At 38.9% G+C, this 25,548-nt stretch carries 23 protein-coding genes; 12 read left to right on the plus strand and 11 right to left on the minus strand.

All coding sequences use genetic code 11. The annotated features are described in order from the left end of the window. Positions 1 to 114 precede the first annotated feature (114 nt). The gene (locus K6T82_RS05610) at positions 115 to 1,842 is read right to left on the minus strand and encodes an FAD/NAD(P)-binding protein (RefSeq protein ID WP_223704943.1); all 1,728 of its coding nucleotides are present in this window, start codon (positions 1,840 to 1,842) and stop codon (positions 115 to 117) included. Positions 1,843 to 1,994: 152 nt separating this feature from the next. Continuing rightward, entirely contained in the window at positions 1,995 to 2,546 is a 552-nt protein-coding gene (locus tag K6T82_RS05615) for a TetR/AcrR family transcriptional regulator (RefSeq protein ID WP_223704944.1), read from the minus strand. Positions 2,547 to 2,757: 211 nt separating this feature from the next. Here K6T82_RS05615 and K6T82_RS05620 point away from each other — a divergent pair, with 211 nt between their 5' ends. Both K6T82_RS05620 and K6T82_RS05625 read left to right on the plus strand, forming a co-directional pair. Beyond that, positions 2,758 to 3,813 carry an NAD-dependent epimerase/dehydratase family protein gene (locus K6T82_RS05620; protein ID WP_223704945.1) on the plus strand — a complete coding sequence of 352 codons (1,056 nt, stop codon included), beginning with the start codon at positions 2,758 to 2,760 and terminating at the stop codon, positions 3,811 to 3,813. Positions 3,814 to 3,832: 19 nt separating this feature from the next. Continuing rightward, complete coding sequence (locus K6T82_RS05625) at positions 3,833 to 4,258, plus strand: DUF2141 domain-containing protein (protein ID WP_223704946.1); 426 nt, start codon at positions 3,833 to 3,835, stop codon at positions 4,256 to 4,258. Between the two features lie 195 nt (positions 4,259 to 4,453). On the opposite strand, the gene K6T82_RS05630 is transcribed toward K6T82_RS05625, so the two are convergent. Further along, the gene (locus K6T82_RS05630) at positions 4,454 to 4,699 is read right to left on the minus strand and encodes a response regulator (protein WP_223704947.1); all 246 of its coding nucleotides are present in this window, start codon (positions 4,697 to 4,699) and stop codon (positions 4,454 to 4,456) included. Between the two features lie 331 nt (positions 4,700 to 5,030). Next, on the minus strand, positions 5,031 to 5,852 hold the full coding sequence (locus tag K6T82_RS05635) for a T9SS sorting signal type C domain-containing protein (RefSeq protein WP_223704948.1): 822 nt from the start codon (positions 5,850 to 5,852) through the stop codon (positions 5,031 to 5,033). A gap of 1,057 nt (positions 5,853 to 6,909) precedes the next feature. Here K6T82_RS05635 and K6T82_RS05640 point away from each other — a divergent pair. From K6T82_RS05640 to K6T82_RS05670, 7 genes are all read left to right on the plus strand, one after another. Further along, a complete protein-coding gene (locus tag K6T82_RS05640) occupies positions 6,910 to 10,935 on the plus strand; it encodes a PAS domain S-box protein (RefSeq protein ID WP_223704949.1) in 4,026 nt (1,341 codons plus the stop codon). Positions 10,936 to 11,381: 446 nt separating this feature from the next. Beyond that, the gene (locus K6T82_RS05645; protein ID WP_223704950.1) at positions 11,382 to 11,573 is read left to right on the plus strand and encodes a cold-shock protein; all 192 of its coding nucleotides are present in this window, start codon (positions 11,382 to 11,384) and stop codon (positions 11,571 to 11,573) included. A 240-nt stretch (positions 11,574 to 11,813) separates the two neighbouring features. After that, positions 11,814 to 12,116 carry a hypothetical protein gene (locus K6T82_RS05650; RefSeq protein WP_223704951.1) on the plus strand — a complete coding sequence of 101 codons (303 nt, stop codon included), beginning with the start codon at positions 11,814 to 11,816 and terminating at the stop codon, positions 12,114 to 12,116. Positions 12,117 to 12,214: 98 nt separating this feature from the next. Next, positions 12,215 to 12,595, plus strand: coding sequence for a response regulator (locus K6T82_RS05655; RefSeq protein ID WP_223704952.1), 381 nt, complete (start codon positions 12,215 to 12,217; stop codon positions 12,593 to 12,595). 280 nt (positions 12,596 to 12,875) lie between these two features. Next, entirely contained in the window at positions 12,876 to 13,331 is a 456-nt protein-coding gene (locus K6T82_RS05660; protein WP_223704953.1) for a response regulator, read from the plus strand. A gap of 118 nt (positions 13,332 to 13,449) precedes the next feature. Further along, a complete protein-coding gene (locus K6T82_RS05665; RefSeq protein WP_223704954.1) occupies positions 13,450 to 15,717 on the plus strand; it encodes an ATP-binding protein in 2,268 nt (755 codons plus the stop codon). Positions 15,718 to 16,051: 334 nt separating this feature from the next. Further along, positions 16,052 to 16,492: a response regulator gene (locus tag K6T82_RS05670; RefSeq protein ID WP_223704955.1), complete on the plus strand. Its 441-nt coding sequence runs from the start codon at positions 16,052 to 16,054 to the stop codon at positions 16,490 to 16,492. 170 nt (positions 16,493 to 16,662) lie between these two features. On the opposite strand, the gene K6T82_RS05675 is transcribed toward K6T82_RS05670, so the two are convergent. From K6T82_RS05675 to K6T82_RS05685, 3 genes are all read right to left on the minus strand, one after another. Further along, positions 16,663 to 18,138, minus strand: coding sequence for a PAS domain-containing sensor histidine kinase (locus K6T82_RS05675; RefSeq protein ID WP_223704956.1), 1,476 nt, complete (start codon positions 18,136 to 18,138; stop codon positions 16,663 to 16,665). Positions 18,139 to 18,167: 29 nt separating this feature from the next. Beyond that, positions 18,168 to 18,617, minus strand: a complete 450-nt coding sequence (locus K6T82_RS05680) for a response regulator (RefSeq protein WP_223704957.1) — start codon at positions 18,615 to 18,617, stop codon at positions 18,168 to 18,170. 159 nt (positions 18,618 to 18,776) lie between these two features. After that, positions 18,777 to 19,022: a hypothetical protein gene (locus K6T82_RS05685; protein WP_223704958.1), complete on the minus strand. Its 246-nt coding sequence runs from the start codon at positions 19,020 to 19,022 to the stop codon at positions 18,777 to 18,779. Between the two features lie 393 nt (positions 19,023 to 19,415). Between K6T82_RS05685 and K6T82_RS05690 the strand changes: the two genes are divergently transcribed. Together K6T82_RS05690 and K6T82_RS05695 are read left to right on the plus strand one after the other, a co-directional pair. After that, complete coding sequence (locus K6T82_RS05690) at positions 19,416 to 19,661, plus strand: hypothetical protein (protein ID WP_223704959.1); 246 nt, start codon at positions 19,416 to 19,418, stop codon at positions 19,659 to 19,661. A 466-nt stretch (positions 19,662 to 20,127) separates the two neighbouring features. After that, complete coding sequence (locus K6T82_RS05695; RefSeq protein ID WP_223704960.1) at positions 20,128 to 20,268, plus strand: hypothetical protein; 141 nt, start codon at positions 20,128 to 20,130, stop codon at positions 20,266 to 20,268. A gap of 252 nt (positions 20,269 to 20,520) precedes the next feature. On the opposite strand, the gene K6T82_RS05700 is transcribed toward K6T82_RS05695, so the two are convergent. The 4 genes from K6T82_RS05700 to K6T82_RS05715 all read right to left on the minus strand — a co-directional run bounded on the left by K6T82_RS05700 (position 20,521) and on the right by K6T82_RS05715 (position 24,493). Then, positions 20,521 to 20,973, minus strand: a complete 453-nt coding sequence (locus tag K6T82_RS05700; RefSeq protein ID WP_223704961.1) for a hypothetical protein — start codon at positions 20,971 to 20,973, stop codon at positions 20,521 to 20,523. Between the two features lie 122 nt (positions 20,974 to 21,095). Then, the gene (locus K6T82_RS05705) at positions 21,096 to 21,395 is read right to left on the minus strand and encodes a hypothetical protein (RefSeq protein WP_223704962.1); all 300 of its coding nucleotides are present in this window, start codon (positions 21,393 to 21,395) and stop codon (positions 21,096 to 21,098) included. Positions 21,396 to 21,550: 155 nt separating this feature from the next. Continuing rightward, positions 21,551 to 22,126, minus strand: a complete 576-nt coding sequence (locus K6T82_RS05710) for a DUF421 domain-containing protein (RefSeq protein WP_223704963.1) — start codon at positions 22,124 to 22,126, stop codon at positions 21,551 to 21,553. A 186-nt stretch (positions 22,127 to 22,312) separates the two neighbouring features. Continuing rightward, complete coding sequence (locus tag K6T82_RS05715) at positions 22,313 to 24,493, minus strand: hypothetical protein (protein WP_223704964.1); 2,181 nt, start codon at positions 24,491 to 24,493, stop codon at positions 22,313 to 22,315. A gap of 358 nt (positions 24,494 to 24,851) precedes the next feature. Between K6T82_RS05715 and K6T82_RS05720 the strand changes: the two genes are divergently transcribed. Next, positions 24,852 to 25,466 carry a YciE/YciF ferroxidase family protein gene (locus K6T82_RS05720; RefSeq protein WP_223704965.1) on the plus strand — a complete coding sequence of 205 codons (615 nt, stop codon included), beginning with the start codon at positions 24,852 to 24,854 and terminating at the stop codon, positions 25,464 to 25,466. Positions 25,467 to 25,548 lie beyond the last annotated feature (82 nt).

Below are 25,548 nucleotides of genomic sequence, written 5' to 3' on the forward strand. Positions count from 1 at the left end.
TAAAAACATCTTTTTTTTGCCGATAGAGGAAACGTTTTTTAGCTGACTCTTGTTCAAAGTTAAATTATTCCCTTAACTTTTAATTGGAAATTTTCCGCAATTATTTGATATAGTTTACAATTCAAAACCTACTACCTTAAAAATGTCTTCGACAATTCTCAGAGAAGCCGATTCGCAAAAATCCAGGCCGGAATAATCTGGATTAAATCCTCCAATGTAAGGCACAGCCATGATATAAATATTTTCATTATAAGATCCATACTGGTCAATGATTTGAAAATTGTCATTAATTGCAATTCCAGAAACTTGTAGAGAATAGCTGCCATCCGCATTTTTTTCCACTAGGGTGCTTCCGTTTTCAAAAATTGTTTCTGCCGCCTCATTTGATTTAAATTTTAAAGTTGCTGGACTTACTGCTTTTTGGGAAAGCAATGTTTTAAAAGGAAAATCGTCATAAGATAAATGTGGCTGTCCAACACAATCTACGAAAGTATCATAATGCTCAACTTTCTGATTTTGATTTTCATCCAGATAGTTATAAATGATTCCGCCGCCATGTTGGGGTTCAACAGTACTATCCTGATTTACGGCTGTAATATCCAAAACACCGGCATGATGCAGGGCTAGAAGTTCGCTGCACGATTTTTGAGGCACAAAGGCAATTACAATAGATATCAAAGGCATAAGCACTTTTTGCAGGCGCTGCATATCTTCGGCAGAAAGGTATTTGGCGGGGTGGTTCATTGCAAAACTTAAAACCGCCAGCATTTCTTTCCAGTAAATGGATTCCTGTCTTTTAATAGATTTTTCTGCCTGAATATATTCTGCCTTTAAAAGTTGGAAAGGATCCAAACGCTCTCTGAGCTCCATCATTTCTTCCACAAATTCCTCTATAGAGAGGTCTTTGATGCGGCTGTAAAAATCAGGATCTTTTGTGCGGAAGATTTCTGTAAAATTTTTTTTAAAAACAAAATCAAGTGAAAGAAATCCATCATTTTCTTTACGATGCTCGTCTATCTCTTTTCTGGTAAGCAACGAATCGTGAGATAAGTGGGAATCTTCCAAATGAAACCGAACGGCAGGAAGCATACCGCTTCTGGAATGTATAACCATTCTAAAATTTGGGCAATCTTCTTCTTTTTCAAAGCTTAGCTGTCCGTTATCTTCTTTAATAAATTTACCGTTATTGCGGGCTAGAGTTCTTATTGCATCAATTGCTGTAAGCGAAGATCCTCGTATAGCGATGGTATGATTTAATTTTAATGCCAACTTTGAAGGCGGATACGGAGAATCAAAATATCCTTTTACCCTTCCTTCATATTTTTTGGGCCAGTTATGTCCTGTACAAATTACGGCATGATCAAATTCTGCTTTTTCATTCTCTGTTACAACACATACTTTCTTTTCTTCTTTATTGTAAATGACATCGGTGACATTTGTGTTATAAAGAATAGTTGTCGTGATTCCTTTTATTGCAGCAATCTGCTGAAGAAGATCGAACTGAGAAGAAAGGTAATGGCCAAATAAAATTCGGGGCAATACTTTGTATTCATTGAAATTGCCCGAATTGATGTTAAATCTTTCCAATAATTCGGCAGGAGCATTTTTAATCCATTCTTCTATAGAGCTAACAATGTCTGGTATTTCATTGTCAGATACATTTGTAACATGCTCATCAGTGGCGCCTTCAACGCTGTATGGCATTCCGGCACCAAGCATGCTCTTTTTCTCATAGATGGTAACATCAAGGTCAGTATTGCCATATTCGACAAGCCTTTTGTAAAGGAAAAGGCCGCTTGGACCGCCTCCTAAAATTGCTATCTTTTTTTTATTTTGCTGCATGTCTAAATTTTAAAGGAAAAGTAATTCGAATTACTAAAGCATAACTTACAAAATTTTAAGATTTCTATCTATAATTTTACTGTAGCATCAGAAATAATTTTAAGAAATTTGAGTGATGAGAACTTTTATCTTTAGTTCGAGATTAAAACAAACTATAATTTATTTAGCCTGTTAACCAGATAACTGATCATTTTTGCAACATCATCGGCAGGAATAGAGAAGTCTTTTTCAATCCAGTTTTTAATTACTGCGATGCTTCCTTTCTCGCCAAACTGATATGCCATTTCAATAAAGGGCTGTATTTCTGGACTAAGCTCTATTTGATTTTTTACGGGAAAATTATTTCTAACACTGGTCAGGATGCGGGCCAGAATGCCGCTTCCATCTGCTTTTGTAAATACAATTTTGCTCATTTCCTTGTCGTTTTCCAGCAGTTTGCAGCTCAGAAGAATTACTTCATCCATATTGGCGCTTTTGCGGAGAACGGCCGACAGCCTTTCAAAAATATCTTCTTCAAGTTCCAGCAGTATATCCAGCGGAATTGTATAATGCCGATAAAATGAATTTCGGTTGACATCTGCCGTTTTGCATAGTTGAGTAATGGTAATTTCGCTCAGTTCGCGTTCCTGCAGCAAACTGAATAAAGCCTCACGCAAAACTTTTTTAGTGTACTGAACTCTTCTGTCTTTTCTTAAATCCATCATAAATTAAATTTTTTACGCTACAAAATGGCTAGTATTTGTCCGCTAACATACAGAATTCCGCACTTTTGAAGCATCAGTTCATTTACTCTTTTATAGCTTTACAAAACAACACGGAAAGATACAAAAAGTTAAATAAGAAACATATTGTATCGTAAAATCAGCTTTTCTATCAAAAAGGTTGTGCGATAAAGTATCAATAAATAGTAAAATTATGAAAAATGAAATAGTAAAAAAGAGAATATTGCTGACCGGCGCATCAGGAACTGTCGGTTTTGAAGCCTTGCAGCATTTGGTAGAGAATCCCGATTATGAAATAACGGTTTTTGATGTTAAAACCAGAAAATCCATTAAAAAATTGGCACCGTTTCAATCTCGTGTCGAAATTGTTTACGGGGATATTGGCAATCAAGAAGAAGTACAGAAAGTTACCCAAAACAAAGATGCAGTTATTCACTTGGCTGCCATTATTCCGCCTCTTGCCGATATAAATCCGGAACTTGCTTATCGCGTTAATGTTCAGGGAACCGAAAATCTTATCCGCGGATTAGAAATAGGTTCACCCGACTGCCATTTGATATTTAGTTCAAGTGTTTCAGTATATGGAGATCGAATTAATAACCCTGAAATCAAAGTGACTGATGCGTTGAAACCTAGTCCAGGAGATCAATACGGAGAAACAAAAGTGCTTTGTGAAACGCTGATTCAAAATTCAAACTTGTCTTGGACCATCTTCCGTCTGGCAGCTATTATGGGAAATCATAAAATGTCCAAACTCATGTTTCATATGCCGCTGAAGACGCCTATTGAAATCTGTACGCCAAAAGATGCGGGCAGAGCTTTTGCCAATGCGGCAGGGTATTTGAAAAAACTTGAAAATCAGATTTTCAATTTGGGAGGAGGAGAAAACTGCGTCATTGTGTACGAGTCTTTTTTGGATAAAATGTTTGATAGATTTGGTTTAGGCAAAGCCAATTTTCCTAGAAGGGCTTTTGCTGAGAAAAACTTTCACTGCGGAATATTAAAAGATGGTGACGTTTTAGACACCATCATTCATTTTCGAGAACAAAATTTAGAGGATTATTTCGAAATGGTAAGCCAGCAGATCCATCCTCTTCAGCGAAAAATAACGTTTCTTTTCCGAAGTATCATTAAAAAATGGCTACTTTCAAAATCTGAACCCTACCGAGCACACATAAAGGGAAATGCTAGAGAACTGAACCAGTTTTTTAACCAGTCAGAATACGAAGCACGCGAGATTTTAGTATAAACTTAAAGGAAAGAAAATTATGAAATCTAAATTAATAATCTTGATACTCTTGTTCATTGCAAATATGAATCTTTTTGCGCAAAATAATTTAAGTGTTGAAGTGACTGGTCTCGTGCCAGATAAAGGAAATGTCATTTTGGGATTATACAACAAGAAGATTGGTTTTCTTGAAAATGGATTCGGAATTGCCAATGTGAAAGTAAAGGCTACTGGGGATCGTATTGTTTACACTTTTAAATATCTCCCTGATGGCGAGTATGCCGTTGCGGTATATCAGGACGAGAACAGCAATGGAAAATGCGACCGCAATATGATTGGCTATCCAACAGAAGGTTTTGGCTTTTCTAAAAATTTTAGGCCAAAATTTTCAGTTCCTAAATTTGATGAGGTCAAAATTGCAGTGTGGCAGTCCGTTAAAACCAACATTGTATTGATACAGAAGTAATCTGGAAATTTTGCGGCTACTCCACAAAATTAGGAGATTCGCATTTCTGCCAGTATTCAACGATTATCCTGATTGTATTTTTTAATTCTCCAAATTCAGACGGCTTAACAAAGAACCCCTGTATGGATTTTGAATAAGCGTCAATTACATCCCGCTGCTCTGCACTTGTGGTGAAAAATAGATAAGGAATGGTTTTTAGACGAATGCTTTCATTCTCAATACCTGTTTTCTAAGTTCAATTCCGCTCAGTTTAGGCATATTGATATCAGAGAAAACGATGAATGGTTCATCATAGGTTCCACGCAGATGGTTCAATGCTTCCTGACCGTCGTTGAAGAATATAATTTCATTCTTGTAATTAAGTTCTTTAAAAACTTCACTAAAAATATCCTGATCGTCCTGATCGTCCTCAATGACTATGATTGCTCCTTTCTTGTTCATGCTATTTTTTTTTGGTCATGATCAGCGGCAAATGTTTTGCATGACAGTTTAAGTTTACTAATTTACTCATTTTTATGATAATATTGTGCTGAAATTTTCGCAGTGCATATTCTGATTGCTTTTAAATTTTTCAGACATGGCCCAATTTCAAAAATTGAATTTTGTCTGAAGTCAGTATCAAGGCTTGATAAGCTTAGATAGAATCGGACGTGAATTAAGACGTCTTCTTGCAATTAATATTTTTAACACTTGGTTGCAATTGTAATTTTTATGGAAACCGTGCGGAATCCCATTGGGTTTCCGCACGGTTTAATATGCTACTAAATAAAAGCTAAAAAAGCACTTTTCGGGCTATAACGCGACCATCTTCTAAAGTAGCTTTAACCAGCAAAACCTGAGAATTGGATTGAATTCCAACAATCTCTACGTATGATTCGCCTCTGTTCTGGCTGCTGAAAAGCAGCTTTCCGTTAAGATCAAAAACTGCGGTCTCCCTTAAAAAAGTTTTTTCAGAATTAAGAGTAATAACCCTGTCTTTCACTGAGATATAGAAAGATGACAGATTGCTTACAATTTCATCAACTCCCAATTTGGATTCTTCACTATAACGCAGTATAAAACGGTCATTGAAAATGCCTGTATTGGTGTAAAAAGTATATGGTCCATTTTTAAGATTGTGCACCGTTCCTGTTTCCTTATCCTGAAGATAGATATCCTTTTGGGCGAGATCGCCGTCAGTACGGTCAATGGAGATAATAAGATTTCCCCTTATGGCCGATCTATACCCCAGCGGTATTGTGTCGGAAGGATCAAAGGGTAGTGCACGACCCTGAATCACCAGTTTTTTGCCTTCATTTATACTGTAAAAATCTGCATATTTATTGGCATCCAGAGATATACCATCGTAATTAACATCCCAGCCGTTGGTTGCTCCTTCGATATATCCGATAAGAACCTGTTTGAAAAGACCTTCTGTATTGGTGAGATTGAGCCATACCCTGTGCCTTTCGATTTCCTGTGGACTTTCGGCTTCAAAGTTTAGATGAGTTTTGCATCCAAGAGGGGTTCGGTATAGGAATGGATTTGAATTTGACGATACTGCATACTGCGCAGCTATTATAAAGAGTAGGGCTGATAAGAATAATTTTTTCATGATTGATAATTTAAATATTAAAAAAAGGCGTTCGCCGTAACCTTTCTAAAATTTTAAATAACAGCATACAAGTTGTGGGGCACTATCAAGTGTCCGAATGTTTTAACCAACAAAATTATTTAAGTAGTTTTATTTCCTATATCTGCTATTTAAGATTTTAGATTTATCTGATAGTCTCGAGCCATAAAAAGGATGCTTGTCAGCTGCAGTCTAAACAAAAGCTTAAAGCCTTAAGGGCTTTTGAAGCATTACATCGATGATTTTTGCTTTTTAACGATCAAATGAAATATTAAGTTATGAATTTTATTATAAAATTGGAAACAACAAATGTGTTTTTAACACAAAAGATCTGCTTTTTCATATGTTATCGACTCAAGTGTTAAATTTTCAAAATAACATATTGTTTATTAGTGTTTTAGTTTTTAATTCTGGAACTATATTGGTGGAGTTTTGCCCCTAGTAATTTCGAAACTTGTCGTATATGCGTAACATTTCGCCTCCTAGTACAGGCATTTTTTTATAATGATATTGTATTAAATCACACAATGATATAAAGGTTCCGCAATATCAAGTTCACCTATTTGTTGTTTAAAGAAAGCAAGGGGATGGTTTTGAAGCGATTCGGCGAGAGACTGCACAAAAATAAAACCCGCCTGGATGCCCCTTGGGCACAGGCGGGCTGTCCATAAACATAATCTTCCAAAAAATGTTTATTTGTAGGATTGAAGGTTGTGCAAATTTAAACTATTTATTAGAGCCACCTTATGAAATTGCTCAATTAAAATATCCTCCAAAGCTGGTAAATAAATTATGACATTGAAGAAATCTTCCGAATTCCTTTGTTATTGGATTGGTGCTAGATTCTTTTGCTGCAGTTTTCTTTTAAGGTTAATGTGTTTAGAGCGAGGCTGCCATATTATCTGCTGCAAATTTTTGAGAATAGATTTTTATTGGTTTGAATAGTTGATCTCATTTAAAATTAATGTTTAAATTTTTATAATTAGGCTACTGATTAAATAAACATTACCTTTCCCTTGAATTAATAAATAGAAGAACGGTGGAGCCATTAGAGATTACAGATTATAAGTATACATTTTTAAAGACGGGTGGTGATTTAGGCAGGCTTATCAATGATTTCAACTGGCATGATACGGCTTTGGGCGCTATTGAATTTTGGAGCGAAAATCTTTGTTCTTCATTAAGTATTCTCCTCGGTTCTTCCGTGCCCTCATTTTTAATATGGAGCGATGAGCATTATTTTTTTTACAATGATTCTTTTCGCCCGTTTTTAAGAAAAAATTTTACTGATTCTGACGTTTTGGGATGTCCTGTAAATGAAGTCCTCCATGCGGAATGGAAAACAGCAGCGTCGACATTAAGGGAAATGTCTGTCAGACAGACCGCAAAAGCCGAAGATAATATTGCGGCATCACTCATTCAAAATGCAATTGTAAAGAATGTATATTTAACCCTTAGCTACAGGGCAATATATGATAAAAAAGGGATGACCCAAGGATTTTTTGTAACCTGTATCGAAAGTTCCGCAGCAATACCAGCACTTATTAAATCAAGTAGCGCAAGGTCTCAGTTAAATAACGTATTAATGCAGTCCAATGCCGGGATTGCACAAGCAAATATAGAAGGACGTATTGTTGAGGTCAATGAGCGTTACTGCCAAATGCTTGGCTATAGCCGCAAAGAAATTCTGAAAATGAATTTAGGAGAGCTTACCCATCCTGATGACCTGGAACAAAACAAGATTCTGCTTGAGGACTGTATTGTAAACGGAAATGATTTCCTGATGGAAAAAAGGTACGTGTGTAAAAACGGAAAGGAAATTTGGGTAAATAATAGTGTTTCTCTAGTAGCTGATTCTGAAGGCAAAAAATACATAACCGCCATAGCTATTGATATCACGGAACAACGGGAAAGAGAAAAAAAGCTTACCATCAGTGAAAATCGTTTTAAAAGTCTTGTAGCAAAAGCACCAGTTGGAACAGCTTTATTTCGAGGCAGGGAATTTTATGTAGATCTTGCCAATGATGTTATGCTTGGCTATTGGAAAAAAAAGGATGATATAATTGGAAAGAAAATAACTGATGTTCTTTCCGATATTACCAATCATGAGTTTTTCGAACGTCTGCTGCAGGTTTATACTTCCGGTTCTGTCTTCAAAGCTTCCGGAGCTTTAATCGTAAATAAGAAAACAGGAAAAAACAATTATTTTGATTATTCTCTCACACCGTTATTTGATGAAAATAATGCTGTTTATGCGGTTCTTCATATGTGCTCCGATGTTACTATCAGCGTTAAGGCACAAAATCAGATAACTGAAAGCCATAATCAGCTGGCATCTATATTTGAACAATCTCCAGTTGGCATTGCCACTTTATCCGTAACTGAAGATCTCGTTTTTCAAAGCGCCAATGCTTTTTATTGTGAACTTGTCGGGCGCCATAAAAAAGAGATCATTGGAAAACCGCTTCTTGAAGCTCTTCCTGAGATAAAAGGGCAGGGGTTTGATGGGCTTTTGAGAGAAGTTATAAATTCAGGCAAAGCTTATATCGCCAAGGAAGTGGAAGTCGAACTGCTTCGCAACGGCAGGCTCGAATATATCTATGTAGACTTAACCTATCAGCTGCACCATAATCTGGAGGGACTGCCAAATATTATTTTGGTAATTGCTACAGATGTAACAAATCAGGTTTTAAGCCGTCGGGAAGTGGAGCAGAGCGAGGCTAAGATGCTCAGCATTATAGCAGCCGCTCCTGCGGGAATAGGACTGTTCGTCGGTCGTGATCTGATAATTGAAAACCCGAACCAGACTTTTATAGACATCGTTGGTAAAGGCCCGGACATTGAAGGACTTCCGCTCAGAGAAGCAATGCCGGAATTGATTACGGAAGGGCAGGCCTACTTAAAAATTTTGGATGATATATTCACTACAGGCATTCCGTTTATATCTTCAGCATCACTTGTGAAAATAAATCAGAATGGCGTTTTAAATGATAATTACTATAACATATCGTATACGCCCATTTATAATAAAGAGGGGGAGATTTATGCGATACTGGATATCGCAATTGATGTCACGGCTCAGGTAAAAGCGCAGCAGGAGAAAGAGGAAAGCGAGGCCCATCTTGAACTGCTTAGAGACACTGTTCCAGCCATGATATTTTATCTGGATAAAGAGATGCGCTACTGCTCTTATAATTCTGTTTTTAAGGATTGGTTTGGCGTGGACAATCAGGAAGCCATTGGCAAGACGGTTCGTGAGTTTATCGGGGAAGCCGCTTATGCTAAAGTACTCCCGCATCTTGAAATAGCCTACGGAGGCGAACAGGAAAGATATGAAATGTTTGCTCCCTCCAGAATGGGAATAGGCAGATGGCTCAGCATTGTATATACTCCCCATAAGAATGCGCAAGGAGAGGTGATAGGGCTTATAGTCCATGCAACGGATATTACCCAAAGCAAACAGACAGAAATTGCGCTTAGAGAAAGCGAATCCAAATTATTAACCGTTATCGAGGCGGCTCCTGTATCAATCTGTCTTTTCGTAGGTGAGGATTTGCGCATTGAAAATCCCAATCATCCATTTATCGCAAATGTCAATAAGGGAAGTGCTATTCAGGGATCTTCAATTAGAGATGTGCTTTCAAACACACATTCGGAAGCATTAGTTAGGGATGTGGAAATGGTGTATCATACCGGAAAGGGTTTTAATAAAGACGGAATTATCGGAATTCATTTTCGAGATAACGAGCCTACTTACCATAATTTGAGCCTTACGCCATTATTTGACGATTCCAATCAGGTTTATGCCGTTTTGTATGTCAGCTCTGATGTCACCAAAGAAATTACCTCTATTAAGAAAATAGAGCAGGCGGAAGAAGCTTTGCGCGCAGCGGTGGAAATTGCCGAAATGGGGACATGGTCTACAGATATTGCAACCGGTATAACGACTGTTTCAGCCCGCCATGCTGAAATATTTGGATTTAAAGGTACTACGATGCATATCGATGAAGCAAGATCGGTGATTAAGATGTCAGACCATAAAAGAGTTACAGGGGCCTTTGATGCCGCTCAAAACAAAGAAACGGGAGGAAAGTACGAGGCAGAATATAAGATTATTAACGGCATTACCGGTCAGGAACGCATTATACATTCTGTTGGGCAAACCTATTTCAATGAAGAAGGAATGCCACTGGTAATCAGCGGAACAGCCAAAGATATTACGATGCAGAGAGAAATGCAGCTGGCGTTGGAAAATGAAGTAAAGTTAAGAACAAGTGAACTCGCAAGCGTGCTTGAACAATTGCAGGAAACAAATAACGAACTGCAAAAATCTAATTACGCCCTGAAGCACTCCAACGAAGAACTGGCGCAGTTTGCCTATGTAGCGAGCCATGACCTGCAGGAGCCTCTGCGTAAAATCAGGTTTTTTGCAGATATGCTGGAGAATGGAAGCTCATCGCTAAGCGCTGCAGAAATAATTATGAAGATTGGAACTTCTGCGGAACGGATGAGGCAGCTCATCGGAGACCTGCTTGCCTTTTCGCGTCTGATCCAGCCCGAAAAAATACATCAGCAGGTTGACTTAAATGCTGTCCTGAAAAATATACGGATAGATTTTGAACTTATGATCAAAGAGAAAAATGCATCAATTAAGATCGCAAAATTACCCGTTGTAAAAGCCTCCAGTCTTCAGATGAACCAGCTTTTCTACAATCTGATGAGCAACGCTTTGAAGTTTACAAATCCTGAAATCTGTCCAAAGATTACAATCAGCGCATCGGTTGCAGCTCCCGATTTTGTCTCAAATTTTACAAACAGCCCGATTCAGCCGTGTAATTTTCATCACATCATTTTTAAAGATAACGGCATTGGTTTTGAGAGAAATTATGAAAACCAGATATTTGAAATTTTCAAACGTCTTCATCCGCAGAATATATATCCAGGTTCGGGTATAGGTCTTGCCTTATGCAGAAGAATTGTTATGAATCATCAGGGAATTCTATTTGCGGAGTCCGAGCTTGGCAAAGGCACCTGCTTTCATGTTTTTTTTCCGGTTGAGAATTAAAAAGCATTATCGCATGAATGGGCTATGATTGCCTATTCAGCGGCAAAAAAGCATATGCGTCCCCAAATAAATGGGGGAATGCAATTTGTTCCCATAAAGAAATTGCGATAGGCAGAGAAAATAATTCTTGGTTTGATTTAAAGGAAATATTGGCCAAGGTGGGAATTGTATAAAGATCGGCGGAAATTGTAAGAATGTCCTGTGCAGGCAAATCTTATATTTGTGCTGTCAGAATAGCGTAAAAAATGTTTCAGGTTCAGAGCACTGATGGGCTAGTGGGCGAATTCTCTTAAAGATTTTCCAGATAGTAGGATCTTTGGCCGCAGCTATAGCCGCAAGGTCCTTATAATTGATATTATGAAAATTTAAGCAAGGCAGCTGTGTATGGAAGTTAAAAAAAGTGCTGAAAAATTTAGCAGGTCAATAAATCAATAAATATATATAAAATGCAGGAAGGTACAGTAAAATTCTTCAATGAAGAAAAAGGTTTTGGTTTTATTACACCAAACAACGGCGGAAACGAAATTTTTGTTCATGTTTCTGGTCTCTCAGAAAGCGTTCGTGAAAAGGACCAAGTCCGTTATGAGGTCAAGGAAGGGAAAAAAGGTCCGAATGCCGTAAATGTGATTTTGGCTTAACCAAAAAAATGAAAAAGATCTAATGCACCTGCCTGAAGCAGGTGTTTTTTTATGCCTGGCTCTTTGCAATGCTAAATTCATTTACCTTGGCCATATCATTTATAGGAACTTGCATGGTTTTGCACTTTTTATTTTAACTGGAAGGCAAAAAAGAAATAATATAAATCTTTGCTTTAATCCTGTAAGTCGGCTCATTTGCCGTATATTTAAATTTGTCTTCTGATAGATAAAAAAATAATCATGGCTAAGAATACTATTATATTTAAGACCGGACAGCTCCTACTTCCAGAAAAAACGGAATTGCATTTTATTACTGATCTGCTGCATGCGGGCCAGCTTGAGCTGGATTACATTGGAGAGGAGAGCCACAGCCAGAATGGCCACCCTGAAGAAGTTTCGCTGCTGGAATTTCACTTTGAAACCGAAGCCCCGTTTGATTACGGCATGCAGGAATCCGAACTTAAAAATCTGCTTGCCTCCCTGCTGGAAGACGGCAGTGCCCAAATCAAGACTAGCGGCAATGATATTATGGTTTACCTTTAATAGGAGGCCTTAAGCAGAATCGAAATGCGGCTGGTTTCGGACACGGGAAATCCCAAGCAATCAAGCAGCGGCAAGCTGTACTGAAAAAAGAAATAGATATGTCTTATAAAAATATATTATTGATCGACGATGACATCGACGATACGCAGTTTTTTGTGGAAGCGCTGCAGGAAGTAAATAAAGAAGCTTTATGCCGCACTGCAATGAATCCATCCAAAGCTCTTGAAGATTTAGCAGTATCGGAGCAGCTGCCTGACATCATTTTTTTAGATTATAACATGCCGGCGGTAAATGGTTTGGAGTTTCTCAAACGCATGCTGCAGATAGAGCGTCTCAGACATATCGAGGTAATTGTGCTTTCAACGCCTCCTGAAGAAGTAATGCTGCCCTGGCTGGACCGCAACAATATCAGGGTGAAGTACATCTCCAAACCTGTACATATGGAAGAGTTGCAGGAAATACTCAGAGAGATTATCTAGATCCATTTAATGATGCTGTTGTTGTTCAATGACAGTCATTTTATGATTGATAGCCTCAAAAGCTCTATTTTCAGTATTTTTTATTAAACTTTATTTCTGCTTTTTGGGAATAGGCGCGTAGTTAATGAAAAGAATAAACTTGTGGATTATTGATCTTTATCATGCTGCTTAATCTTGACAATAAACTTGTGTTTTCCCTTGCTTTGAATCATTGGGATGCTTAATTTTACTTACATCATTGCAGCATGGAATTAGCGCTGTAATATTATATTAACATAAAATGAATAGAAAAATAATTTTACTGGTTGATGATGACTGCGACGATGCTGAATTTTTCAAGTGGGCAATGGTTGGAACGGAAGAGACTTTTGCGGTTAAATTTGTGGACAGCGGCGATGCAGCACTTCAGCTGCTTTCTGAGCTGGAACCGCTGCCTGATTTGATTGTTGTGGATGCCGGAATGCCGAAAATGAACGGCTGGGAGCTGCTCAAGCATATCAAGACGGATTTAAGGCTGGGAAATGTACCGGTTGTAATGATGGCCACTTCCTCACGAATCCAAGGAATAGAAGAAGCCCATTCATTGGGTGCGGCAGCTTATATTGTAAAGCCATCTGATTTTGATGAACTGAAAATGATAATGAAGCAGCTCTGCATCGGCGTACAAACCGATTTAAAGAATACGCTGGATGATATGCATGCAAGCCTGCCAGCAAATATTTATACATTCAGCTAGATTACACCTTTTTCATTTACTATAAAAACACAGTAAATGTCAAGTCTGTTTCCTAAAAACATGATAAGTCCCTGCTTTTGCACACGCACCAGGTACTTTTCTAAATTCACATTATTTAATGAAGATTAAAGATATAGTTAACCGCGGTCTGGTTACCTTAACCAACTGTGACCAAGAACCCATACATATTCCTGGAAATATCCAGCCGCATGGATTTTTAATTGGACTTACTAATGACTGGATAATAGACTACTGCACCGAAAATATTTCCAGCTTCCTTGATTTAAGCCACACGCAGGCTTTGGGAAAGAAATTTGAGACTGTTTTTGGCGGCACGGCTCATAATCTTGTTTTGAATTACACAAATTCTGAGACGGTTCAGGATGTATTTCCGCTGGAGGTAGAGCTTATGGGAAGGAAATTTCAAATCAATATACACAAAAGCGGCGATATATATGTTCTTGAGGCTGAACCTCAGTTCGATAAACAGATTTTGGCGGATGTCTACACGCAGACTATTCAGTTTGTAACGCAGATGAACAGCACAAAATCTTTAAAAGACCTTTGTGCGCTTGTAGCAGAAGGCACCAGAGAGATAACAGGCTACGATCGCGTAATGATCTACCGCTTTGATGAACAGTATAACGGTGAAGTGTATGCGGAAAGCTGCAGGAAGGATCTGGAGCCTTTTTTAGGGCTGCATTATCCGCATACAGATATTCCGGTTCAGGCAAGGGAATTGTATATCAGGAACCAGCTCAGACTGATTACTGATATAAATTATCAGCCCGTGCCTATTTTTACTGTGGATGACAAAGAGGATAAAAACCTTGATTTAAGCCTGTCAATACTAAGAAGCACGTCTCCAATTCATGTGCAGTATCTTAAAAACATGGGAGTCGGCGCTACGCTTACCATTTCACTTATCCACCATGACCGTTTATGGGGGCTCATTGCCTGCCACCATTATTCGAAAAAGAATATATCTCCGGGTGTAAGGCTGGCGGCAAAACTTCAGGGACAGTTCATTACCTCGCAGATTGATATCCGTGAATCTAATGATGAAAATCTGAATGCCAAGAAAACACTTCAAGCGTTAGAGCATTTGACGGCTCTTGATCTTCCTCTGGCAGAAGATTCTCTGGATACTCTCATACAAATGCCGGAATTATTAGCCGTCTGCAATGCTTCAGGAGTTTCCATACTGTTTAGAAATAAAATGTATAAAAATGGTCAGGTCCCTGAAGATAATCAGATAAGAAGTTTTACGGCGCAATTGGGCAGTAAGGGCTACAATGAGTTTTACGCCAGCAGAAAAATAGGGGAGGACTTACCCGAGCTGGAAGGCTCTTCTAATTTTGCAGGTGCAGTTTACCATGCTCTTGGAGGCTCAAACCATATAATCTGGTATAGGCCGGAAACCGTCTCAGAAATCAACTGGGCAGGCGATCCGGAAAAAAGCATAGTGAAAGATGATAAGGGGCTGCATCCAAGAAACTCATTTAATACATGGAAACAGATTGTCAAGGGACAGAGCGGCATCTGGAAAGAGTACGAGATCAATTCAGCAGCGAAATTTGCGCATTCACTTCATAAAAATCTAATAATGATCCTGCTAAGTGAAGAGGAGGAGAAATACAGGCTTCAGAGTGAAGTATTGAAGGAGACCAATTCTGAACTGGAAAACATTAACTGGATCAGTACCCATGATCTTCAGGAGCCTTTAAGGAAAATACAGATGATTACCTCCAAGCTGCTTTCCGAAAAAAGACATGATCCTGAGCATCCTGAAATTGATTCATTGGAACGCGTGTCAAAATCTGCGGCAAAAATGCGCGAACTGCTGCAGGATATCTTGAAATACACGCGGATTAAAAACACAAGGGAGGCAGCCGAGAAAATAGACCTCAATCTGATTCTTGATGCGGCAATAGAGGAAAACAGCGATCTAATATCAGAATGCAGTGCTGTCATTGAATGCCAGAAACTGCCACAGGTCAACGCTATAGGTTTTTTAATGAAGCAGCTTTTTATAAATATTATTCAAAATTCCTTAAAATATGCTTCTCCTGAACGGAATCCTGTTATAAAAATTACCGCTTCGCAGCAGCCTGAAATTATAAAGGGGCGTTTTAAAGTGTATTGCAGCTGGGTCAAATTTTCTGATAATGGAATTGGATTTGACCAGAAATATGCAGATTCAATATTCAAGGTTTTTACCAGGCTTCATACGCAGCAGGAATACAGCGGTTCAGGGATTGGACTGGCACTATGCAAGAAGATAATGCAGGCATTGGGAGGAGCGATCTCTGCAGAAGGAAAATCAGGACTGGGAGCCAGCATTACCATTTATTTTCCCTGTGACGAGCAGGATACACTTATTTAAATATTTGTTCGAGCAGGCAGGTAAATTGAGAATTTATATGATTAATTTTTGAAAAGCTGTTTTCAGATTCGGCTTCACTTTATTATTGATGCAGTTGCCGCTTAAGTTGTTATAAGGCCGATAGATAATGAGTGCTGTCTTAAATCCTGCAGAGCTTTCTATGCGTTATTTATCGCTATATAGCTTCATTTGATATTAATTGCCTATCTTTGAAATTATTAACCGGTTTTACGGATATAATTCGGTCGTTTATCTATTTTCAAAAAGCTCAATGCAATTGAGATTTGCTGATTTTTAAATTCTTGTCTTATGTTTTAACTGCAATCTAGAATTTATGGCTGGCCAGAAAAATATTGCCCACAAGATACTAATAGTCGATGACGACCAGGATGACAGAGGTTTTTTAGCTGATGCACTTTTGGAAATCGATCCCTGCATTGAAATATTTGAATTGGAGGATGGTATAAGCCTCATGAGCAGCCTTCTTGACAATGCAGAAATTCCGGATATTATTTTCCTGGATATCAACATGCCCGGAAAAGACGGGCTGCAGTGCCTTAAAGAAATCAAGATGCAGGACGGCGATTTAAAGAGAGTAAAAATCATAATGCTTTCCACCAGCAGCGATCCTGAAGATATAGAAACAGCTCATGAGTTCGGCGCTTCTTTTTATGCGGTAAAACCGAGTTCATTTGATGTTATGAAGCTATTCCTCACAGAAGTTATGAATATGGACTGGAGTCTAGAAAACAGGCGGCAATTTCGTCTTATATAACAATGGACTCTATTGGAATTCTTTTATAAATTCAAAATCAGTCTCGAGCATTTTTATAAGTTTGCAGGTGAATTCTCTTTCTGTCACTAGGAGCAGGATTTATATAATGCATGAAAATTCATCATTACAAACTGCATACTCACTGGATGTGTTTCGTGTTCGGATGAATATTAAGATAAAATATCTGACGGGAAGGTCATTTCAAATACAGCGCCGGAACCGTCGGCAGTAATATTTTTAAGCTGGCCATTATGCCTTTCGGTAATTTTTTTGCAGAGGGACAGTCCCAATCCTGTTCCTTCGTACTGGTCTTTGGAATGAAGCCTCTCAAAGGCATTAAAGATTTTTATCGAGTTTTCGGGAGCAATTCCTATACCGTTGTCCGATACGGTGATTCTTAAATTTCCTTCATCAGTACTGCATTGTATTTTGATGCGGGAGTCAAAGCTTTCGCGTGAAAATTTCAAAGAATTGGCTATAAGATTGTAAAAAAGCTGATGGAACAAAATTTTAGACCCTTTCACCGTGGGCAATTTGGAATGTTCAATTACGGCAGATTTTTCAAGTATCTTAATTTCAAGATCCTCCTTGATTCTTTCTATCGTTTCATTGAGATCCACTTCTTCTTCTACCTCTGGGCTGCCGGCTGAAGAATAATTCAATATGGAATCGATCATCTCTGTAAGACGTTCAGCACTTTTGTTCAATTTATTGGCATACTGGCTGATGCGCGGCATCTGTTGTCCCTTGGCAGTTTCCTGTTTTAGAATATCGGAAAACAATAAAATCTTGCGTACTGGTTCCTTAAGGTCATGGCTGATTACATGTCCAAACTGTTTGAGATCATCATTGGAGCGTCTAAGTTCCATAGTGCGCTGTTCTACCAGCTGCAGGAGCTCCTGAGCGTTTTTTTTCTGCTGCGTAATGTCCTGGGCAATTCCCACAATAATATTTTCTTTGTTGTCACTCTCGGAAAGCGATCCTGAAAATCTAAGCCAGTACAGCGTATCATTGACCGCTGCTCTGATCTCGCAGTTCAGGTCTCCCATGCGAGTCAGGTTTTTTAGGGCATCCTGCCACAATGCCAAATCTTCCGTATAAATCAGGCCGTTTAAGTCTGAAAGTGAAATTTCACTATCTTTTTCAAAAAAGCTTAAAAAACGCTTGGAGCCGGTAATAGTTCCCTTATCCGTATCAATTTCAAATGTCCCCAGTTGTGCGGCATCAACAGCCAGTCTTAATCTTTTTTCAATTTCTATGGTCTGCTGTCTGGCTACATTGAGTTCGGTAACCTCTGCCGCCGTATTCATGACTCCGTATACTTTTCCTTCCACATCAAATATAGGGGTAAAATTGTAATTGAAGTAATGCGGTTTTAGGATACCCTCCACAACAATGTCTACCCTAGCATTTTTTGCCTCGAAAGGTCTTCCGGTATGGAGCACCTCTCTGAGCTGTTCGAATATTTCCTGATTTTTAAGTTCGGGAAGAATTTCAGTGTAGTTGGTTCCTATTACATCAGGTCCCTTTCCATATGTCTTAATCATACACTTGTTGGCCAGGACTATTTTCATGTTATAACCGGTGTATACCCCTATAGGGAAAGGTGCCGTATCTATAACGTCACGCAATACACTTTCTCTCATTGATTCTGGAAGATTCGTCATAATACCAGTTAAATTGTTATGTAGAAGTTTTCAAAAGCTGGCTGTCTGCTGTCATTTTCAGATACCAGTTTAACCGCTTTGTTGATCAGTTGTGCCATTTTACTGTAGTCGGCAGGCTTTGTAATGAAGTAATCGGCCCCCAACTCGTACATTCTTTGAATGTCGGCCGGATTGCTGCTGGTGGTAAAAATGACAATAACATGATGTTTGAGATGCTGTGATTCCCTTATTTTTTTCAAACATTCCGGTCCTGAGAGAACAGGCATGTTAAGATCCAGAAAAATCAAATCTGCTGCAGGCTCCGGAGGACCTTCAAGCAGATTGATCAATTTTGATCCGTTGTATGAAATGGAGAGTTTTAAATCAGGAAACTGTTCTGAAAAAATATCAGAAAAAAAATCGCAGTCATCTATATCGTCATCGGCCAGCAGGACATGCCTGAATATTTTTTTAGTCATAATAGGGTTCTGCTTAAGTGCAGCTATCTCAAATATACAATTTTAATAGCTTATCTCTGTTTTACGGTTTGAATTTTATTATATTTTAAAAATGCACCGCTTTAATAATGTGAATCTAGATATAGATATGGTTGTAGATTGCTATTCCGCCGGTTTCCATTATAATGATCTGAATGTGCTGGTCCAGATTGGGGCTCTATTGTATTGTCGCTGCAAAATATTTGTATCCGTCACGGAATCACAATCAAAGTCCGGCTCGTCATCTTGCCCATGATAGAGATCCGGTATTGCCGCCGTCTGCTGTTTTTGAGCCGCAAATACTGTTTCTGCGGAATTTTGAGCGCAGATGACACGAAAGGTCTTATCTGATTTCTTCCTGAAGCTGGAAAAGGTTAGTGATTTCATTATTATATAAATATAGAGGCCTGCCTTAGCATTTTAAATTTTATCAAAAGTAAATTGATCTGCAGGCTTTCGATTATAGAATTACGTTGTGGCTTTACATAATTTCATTGTGTAAATAAATCAATTTCCAATTTCAGTTTATCTGCAATCAGTTATCCCGGATGTAAACGGAGGTATTTTTTGATATGAATCTCCAGAAGATGAATGTCTTGAGATGGAAAATAGTTTTTAAGCTGTTGACTATAATCTGGGCAAGATGAAATTCACAGCTAGTCGTTTATTCAATTTTTTTAATCAAGTGATTTAACTATTTTTTTAACATTGCCAATAAGTGTGCATCATATCTAAATAATTATATTTGATTGATTATACTAAAACAGCAGATCTTTCACAATGGAAAAAACGATACAGCTAAAGGTGAGAAAAGATTTGGATGCACGAGAGCAGCATACGATACTAAAACTCAAAGGCAGCCTGATTTCAAAAGGCTACACCGAGATTATCCATATTTTGGATCAGGACGAAGATTATCACATCAATACCTTTGAGACGGCGACCGAAAAAAAAAATGAAGTCCAGCAGTATATTGCGGTCTTTATCGACAAGGAAAGCCTTCAGAGGGCCGTCAGCATCAAATAATTAAAAGGTTCTTTATCTTAGGGAGCCCGCTGGCCTTCGGTCTGGCAGGCTTCTTAGTTTTAGTTTGCCGCCACAGAAAGCCAATGCAATTATCGGCTTTCTTTTTTTATGCTCTTCCTATCTGTTGCAGGTTATCGCAAAGCAGACTCGTAATCTGCTTACGGTGCTTGGAAGGTTTGTTCTTAATTCCACTGCATTGCAGCGACCCTCTTCAACCTGTTGTGAATGAAAACCTCTTCCCCTAATTTTTATGCACTTGAGATTCCGATCCGGAATGGCTAACTTAGCAGCAGTTCTTTTATATCTATTTTGGATGCGTTAACCGTTAATTTCTGCAATCTTTGATGTTTCACAGGAACAGAGCTCCAACAAAATCCGAATTATGATACATCGGAATGAAAAACTGTAAATGATTCCCTGAGGTGAACCTTAATTTTACCTTGTTGAAAAATTAAAATACAATATAATGAAAATACAGAAAAGAAAAAGAAAAGATGTAATAGAGAAGGCGCAGAATTCGATAGAAAGAAAAAGTATGATCATCAATGTAATGGTTTTTTCGATACTTTCGTTTATAGCAGTGCTTCTCATCACTGTAATTGCCTAAAGGCTTTTCTGCTCTTCAGGAGCTGTACGTGTAATGAGAAGATAAAAATCCGTAAGGTGCCAACATGCAGGGCGCAATTCAAGGGAACATCGAAGGTCCTTATTAATATTGTAATTATAGCGGATCTACTCTTTATCAGTAGGCAATCAAAAAATTTGGAGGCTAAACTCATTTATGGCAATAAAGCAATAAACCAGCGTGCCGGATTATAAGTGTTAGAAATTTGTGGAATCTAATTCGTTTTTTTACTTATCAGGGCCAATTGAACAATAAATATACTTTAAAAGCTGTTGCGGAAAATATTAGGTGAGCAATAAAAAGCTGGATATAGTAGCCTTTATAATCGATTGCAGGCTTTTTAGGAACGAGGCTGAATAATATCATCCATCCCGCAATACCTATTGACCCAATGCAGATTCCTAGAATAAGAGCGGTCAGCCACGAGATTTCCATAATATCATTATTCCAAATTACGTGATATCCGATTACAAATAGGATCCCTATCAGATAATGGACAACCCAAGCCAAAATTGATTTAACATTCAAAGAGACTTCAATGCGTAAAAAAGACATAACATATGTAAGCAGTAGAGGTTCTTTGTACACTTCCCTTGCGGCAGCTGAAACAGCATAGCTGAAAAGGGTCATTAGGGATGTAGCGGCAACTGCCTCTATGAAGATCTGGAATATAGTTTCAATAGTCATTTCCTAAGGTTTTATCATTTTTGACTTGGGTAAAATAGTATTTTGATATGTGCTGGAGGATGATAGCGGTTATTAAAGAAATTATTCTGGTCTGCAGTTTTTCTTATTCTGAATTTTAGGATCTAGTCTGCATTGGCTCCAATTGGACTATTGGGTAAAATTTCATCTACTTTTTCGGTAATTTTTCCTGCGGCTGCAGCCAATGAGTCCTTGTATTTCGCCAATCCGATACCTGCTACCGGTAAAGCGAGTTTTCCAATAAGAGAGCCTGCTTCGGGGTATCCATTTTTACTAAGATAGGACGAAAGTAAAAGTGACCCCACAGCGCCGATTAAAATATAGCTGTCTGGCAGATCGGCAATTTTATTTTCAATAAGCGATTTCAGTTCATTAAAGTTTTCCGAGTTAATTAAGTTTTCCATAAATTAGATAGTTAAACGTTTTTAGTTTTAAATAGTTGGCTAAAATTAAGGAGCTTGATTCTTATTTTCTTATATAATTGAAATCCAGCTTTACAAAATAAACCACTTTTGAAGAGCTGGAAAAATAATTTTTCAACCTCTGTTTGCACTATCCCTCACAAGATTTTGCGATTTCCACCTACAATTTCAATATTGGATTCAGAAATGATTTTTGCTTTGGACAAGTCTAGGTCATCGAGCGAGCTTGGTCCTTCTACCGAGGATTTTTTTACAACACTGAGCGTGCCGTTGAGTTCCATTACGACAGCTCTTACCTCACTGATCTGATCAATGCCTGCGGCACGGATTGCCGAATAGATTTCTTCTTTTGTAATGGTCTCTGCTACCATCGTTTTCTCTATAAACCTGCTGTCATAAAAAACAATTCGAGGCTCCGTATTGATAATCTTTTCCATCTGAGCGGATGATCTTGCCAGCCATGCAAAAATATACTGCAGTAGAATAATGAGCAGAAGCACTACGGCGCCTTCTGTAACCGGTATTGTGGCGAGCATGATATCAGACAGGGTAGAACCAAGGGCGATGGAAACGATAAAGTCAAAAGCATTTAGTTTGGCAAGCGTCCTTTTGCCTGATATGCGCACAAAAAGGAAAAGTGTGAGAAATGCTGTAACGGTTGTAACGGCGGCTCTAATAATGCCCTGCCAGTCCTGAAAAAAGATATCATTCATAAATCTCGATCAAATTTAGTTTGTGCCTTACAGCATTATTATCAAATTAACGGAACCATAAAAAGCATTTAGTTAATTTTGGAAAATTGTAAAAATGGCCGCAAGGCAATCCTGCGCAGGGTAATCTGCTGATTGTATAATTATGAGTTTTTTAAATATATCACTAATTGAACCATATCGATCCGATCACCATTGAATCTTAACCAAACCCTTTCCTGAAAGCTTGTACTGGTTGATTTTTGAACTTTTATCAAAGGGGTCAAGGGCTTCTTTGTCCTGAAACACTTTCATATTTAAATCCCGATTGCCCAATTTCATGATCTTGAGACTGCATGACATCTCCCGGTCGCCCTGAAGATCGATCGTAAGGGTTTTTCCCCTTTTGCTATTCCGGTTCGGATAATCGATAAAAACCAAAAAATCTTCCTCGATTTTTATATACTGTCTTGGTATCACGCCGAATGCCATTCCCGAACCATAGACTTCCTGACCGACCTGCCCGCTTTTTTGCCAGCCGTTGTACAAATCTTCCAGCGGAACCCATAAATCGGCTTGTATTTCTCCTGTTTTGACTTCCTGGGAGAGCATTTCCTTGGGGAGCATTGTAGGATAATAATAGGCTATCCTGCTGACGGCATATTTGACAAATTCCCCAATCAGGGTTTTTACGGACGGAAGAAAGGGCACATCCTTGGTCTCTACCAGATATTCGGATAAGGCGGCATAGACCTCCACCTCCTCGTATGCGGCGGTGTACGGTGCGTCATTGAGGGGAAAAATGGAAAAGAAGTTTGTGTAGTTTTTCCCATAGCCGTATCGGCAGTCATAGAGCTGGACATTTTTAAAAAGTCCTGCAAGGCAGGCATAGCTCAGCTCAAGATACAGCTTTTTATTGGTAATTTTATAAAGTTCCAGTAACGCGCCGGCTGAAAAGGCGGTATTGTTGGCCTGATACAGTATATTTAGACCGAGGTACTGCAGTCTTTTTGCCGCTTTTTCGGCCTCTGCCAAATACCGCTTTTCCTTGGTCAGCTTGTAGACCAGAAGCATTAGATGGGCGTAAGAGCCGGGAACATCATTTTCGCCTCCGGCGCCCGGAGCCGTCTCTGCCTTGATTATCTCCAGGGTTTCCATATTGTAGAATACCGGCCATGAGTATTTGAAATGATGTGCCACTTTTATGGCGTAATCAATGGAATCAAGCAGGAGCGTCTCGGCTGTCTTGTCCCCATGTAGGGCAATTCTAGCCAAGTTCATCAGCGGATGGTGCAGATACCAGGAATCCATCACCATTTCTTTTTTCTGCTCTTCCGACCCATCGAGTTTGTCCGAAAGGGCGGGAAGCCATCTGTTGATGCAGTTAATTTTGGGATCATAAAACGCGGACAGCCCTTTGGCAAGATCCTCGCAAAGTGATAGTTTTTCCCCGCTCCATTTCTCATATTCCTTTAAAGGTGCCAGTACGGCAAGCTGCACCATGCTTTCAGCAGGAGTTTCAAAGTCACAGAGGTAGGCATTCAGATAAGGATTTCCATCTTTCTGTGTCCAAGCGCCTTTACTTCGGGTTAAGTCCGTTATGGCTTTCCTTGCAATATCGGGCCAATTGTTATACTCGACTCTTGGCTGTTTTAGCACTTTGTAAATCTTTACAAGATTATTTAAGAAGTTTTCGCAGATCTCGGCTGTTTGTTCGAAAATTTCGGCATCCAGTATTACATATGCATCCGATATGGTAAAAGGGATGCCTGAAGGCAGTGGCAGCTTATCAGTAGTTGGAAGCTGAAATCCAAGCTCGGGCCAGTTTCCGCCTACCGTATTTTGAGATTCTGTCTGGGTGGCCTGGCAGTATTCCGAGAGCGAGGTAAGGTTTTGGAAATAGAAAAACGATCCTGTCTGTGGCTTTGTAATGCTGGCAAAGATAAGCCCTGAGCGGGATCCGTACTGCTGCATATGTATTTTTCCAGCGGTATTCTCTATTATTCCATTCTGTGGAATGGGGATTATATCACGAGGCCAAAACGGGATCAAAAGAGGTATATTTGCCGTAAAGAATGTGGTGTAGTGCAGGATAGGCGTCTGACGGTCAGGAAATCCGGCACGTACTTCGTAATTTCCCAATCTGGAACTCAAAGTGATGACAATAGAATCGCCATCATCAAAAAGATTGGACACTTCAAAGCAGCTGTTTATTGCAAATGCTGCACGAAAAGCCATTTTTCCATTTTTGGGCGTAATGGCAACAATCCAAAGAGAGTCGCCTGTATTGTAAAACTGGTAAGTATAGTCAAGAACCTTTCTTTCTAAAAGTATTTCACTATTCTCAATATCTGCCTGAGCGGTGGTGCTCCAAGGTGTAACTGTATGCATAATGATATTTTTTAGTTTTTAAAAGCGCCTTCCGCTGAAAGCTGTCTGCTAAAATATGGCAAGACCCGTCAGTACAGATCCTAGGGAGAGCAGCAAAAAATAGGCGAATAATGCATAACCTTTAATAAATGTTTTCATACGCAGTTGATTTACTGTAAATTTCATCATTAAAGCGGTTTGCCGCCTTACATAATTTATTGGTGTTATTATAAGATTTCTCCGAATATCAAAATAGCAAATAGATAAGCCAATCTTCTGTATATCAATATTTAAATGCTGTAAAAATCATTGGGAAAGCTGTAAGAACCAGCACGAGTCAAGTTATAAATTTGACGTATTAACTTAAAAAAAAACTCATATGAAAACTGCAATAAAAAAAACAGACGAAGCTAAAAGCAAAACCACATCCAAAGCTGCCAAGCCGACGGCATCAAAAACAGCTTCCAAAGGGACCGTAAAAGCAAAACCTTCCGCTGCAGAAGGATTGAGAGAATTGTTTGTAGATTCGCTGAAAGATATCTACTGGGCGGAAAAAGCGCTGGTAAAAGCGCTGCCAAAGATGGCCAAAAATGCTACTTCAGAGAATCTGATCACAGCAATCAATGACCATCTTGCAGTAACTCAAAAGCAGGTTTCAAGACTTGAAGATGTCTTCAAATCTGTAGGGGAAAAAGCAGCAGCTAAAAAATGCGACGCCATGGAAGGGCTTTTAAAAGAAGGGGAAAGCATTATGCAGGAGACCGAAGCCGGAGCGGTAAGAGATGCCGGGATCATTGCGGCATCGCAAAAGATCGAGCACTATGAAATTGCTACCTACGGAACTTTGGCTGCCTTTGCTACAACCCTTGGAGAGGATGATGCGGTGCTGCTACTGGAGAAAACCTTGGCAGAAGAAAAACAGGCCGATGTTACGCTCACAGAAGCTGCCTACAATACAATCAACTTCGACGCAAAGGAAGAAGATGAAAATTAAAATCAAATTATAATTTTTACAATTACAATTTGATTTTAAGAAACCTGCATCATTTAGGTGGTGCAGGTTTTTTTTATCCAAC

The sequence above is a fragment of the Flavobacterium potami genome, from assembly GCF_020026915.1.
Classification (GTDB): domain Bacteria; phylum Bacteroidota; class Bacteroidia; order Flavobacteriales; family Flavobacteriaceae; genus Flavobacterium; species Flavobacterium potami.

Excerpts from the sequence above, each read along its gene's own strand:
- K6T82_RS05620 (WP_223704945.1), top strand. The coding sequence starts at position 2,758 with ATGAAAAATGAAATAGTAAAAAAGAGAATATTGCTGACCGGCGCATCA.
- K6T82_RS05710 (WP_223704963.1), bottom strand. The coding sequence starts at position 22,126 with ATGAATGATATCTTTTTTCAGGACTGGCAGGGCATTATTAGAGCCGCC.
- K6T82_RS05635 (WP_223704948.1), bottom strand. The coding sequence starts at position 5,852 with ATGAAAAAATTATTCTTATCAGCCCTACTCTTTATAATAGCTGCGCAG.
- K6T82_RS05670 (WP_223704955.1), top strand. The coding sequence starts at position 16,052 with ATGGCTGGCCAGAAAAATATTGCCCACAAGATACTAATAGTCGATGAC.
- K6T82_RS05685 (WP_223704958.1), bottom strand. The coding sequence starts at position 19,022 with ATGAAATCACTAACCTTTTCCAGCTTCAGGAAGAAATCAGATAAGACC.
- K6T82_RS05650 (WP_223704951.1), top strand. The coding sequence starts at position 11,814 with ATGGCTAAGAATACTATTATATTTAAGACCGGACAGCTCCTACTTCCA.
- K6T82_RS05660 (WP_223704953.1), top strand. The coding sequence starts at position 12,876 with ATGAATAGAAAAATAATTTTACTGGTTGATGATGACTGCGACGATGCT.
- K6T82_RS05705 (WP_223704962.1), bottom strand. The coding sequence starts at position 21,395 with ATGGAAAACTTAATTAACTCGGAAAACTTTAATGAACTGAAATCGCTT.
- K6T82_RS05695 (WP_223704960.1), top strand. The coding sequence starts at position 20,128 with ATGAAAATACAGAAAAGAAAAAGAAAAGATGTAATAGAGAAGGCGCAG.
- K6T82_RS05615 (WP_223704944.1), bottom strand. The coding sequence starts at position 2,546 with ATGATGGATTTAAGAAAAGACAGAAGAGTTCAGTACACTAAAAAAGTT.
- K6T82_RS05720 (WP_223704965.1), top strand. The coding sequence starts at position 24,852 with ATGAAAACTGCAATAAAAAAAACAGACGAAGCTAAAAGCAAAACCACA.
- K6T82_RS05675 (WP_223704956.1), bottom strand. The coding sequence starts at position 18,138 with ATGAGAGAAAGTGTATTGCGTGACGTTATAGATACGGCACCTTTCCCT.
- K6T82_RS05665 (WP_223704954.1), top strand. The coding sequence starts at position 13,450 with ATGAAGATTAAAGATATAGTTAACCGCGGTCTGGTTACCTTAACCAAC.
- K6T82_RS05630 (WP_223704947.1), bottom strand. The coding sequence starts at position 4,699 with ATGAACAAGAAAGGAGCAATCATAGTCATTGAGGACGATCAGGACGAT.
- K6T82_RS05690 (WP_223704959.1), top strand. The coding sequence starts at position 19,416 with ATGGAAAAAACGATACAGCTAAAGGTGAGAAAAGATTTGGATGCACGA.
- K6T82_RS05700 (WP_223704961.1), bottom strand. The coding sequence starts at position 20,973 with ATGACTATTGAAACTATATTCCAGATCTTCATAGAGGCAGTTGCCGCT.
- K6T82_RS05625 (WP_223704946.1), top strand. The coding sequence starts at position 3,833 with ATGAAATCTAAATTAATAATCTTGATACTCTTGTTCATTGCAAATATG.
- K6T82_RS05715 (WP_223704964.1), bottom strand. The coding sequence starts at position 24,493 with ATGCATACAGTTACACCTTGGAGCACCACCGCTCAGGCAGATATTGAG.
- K6T82_RS05610 (WP_223704943.1), bottom strand. The coding sequence starts at position 1,842 with ATGCAGCAAAATAAAAAAAAGATAGCAATTTTAGGAGGCGGTCCAAGC.
- K6T82_RS05655 (WP_223704952.1), top strand. The coding sequence starts at position 12,215 with ATGTCTTATAAAAATATATTATTGATCGACGATGACATCGACGATACG.
- K6T82_RS05645 (WP_223704950.1), top strand. The coding sequence starts at position 11,382 with ATGCAGGAAGGTACAGTAAAATTCTTCAATGAAGAAAAAGGTTTTGGT.
- K6T82_RS05680 (WP_223704957.1), bottom strand. The coding sequence starts at position 18,617 with ATGACTAAAAAAATATTCAGGCATGTCCTGCTGGCCGATGACGATATA.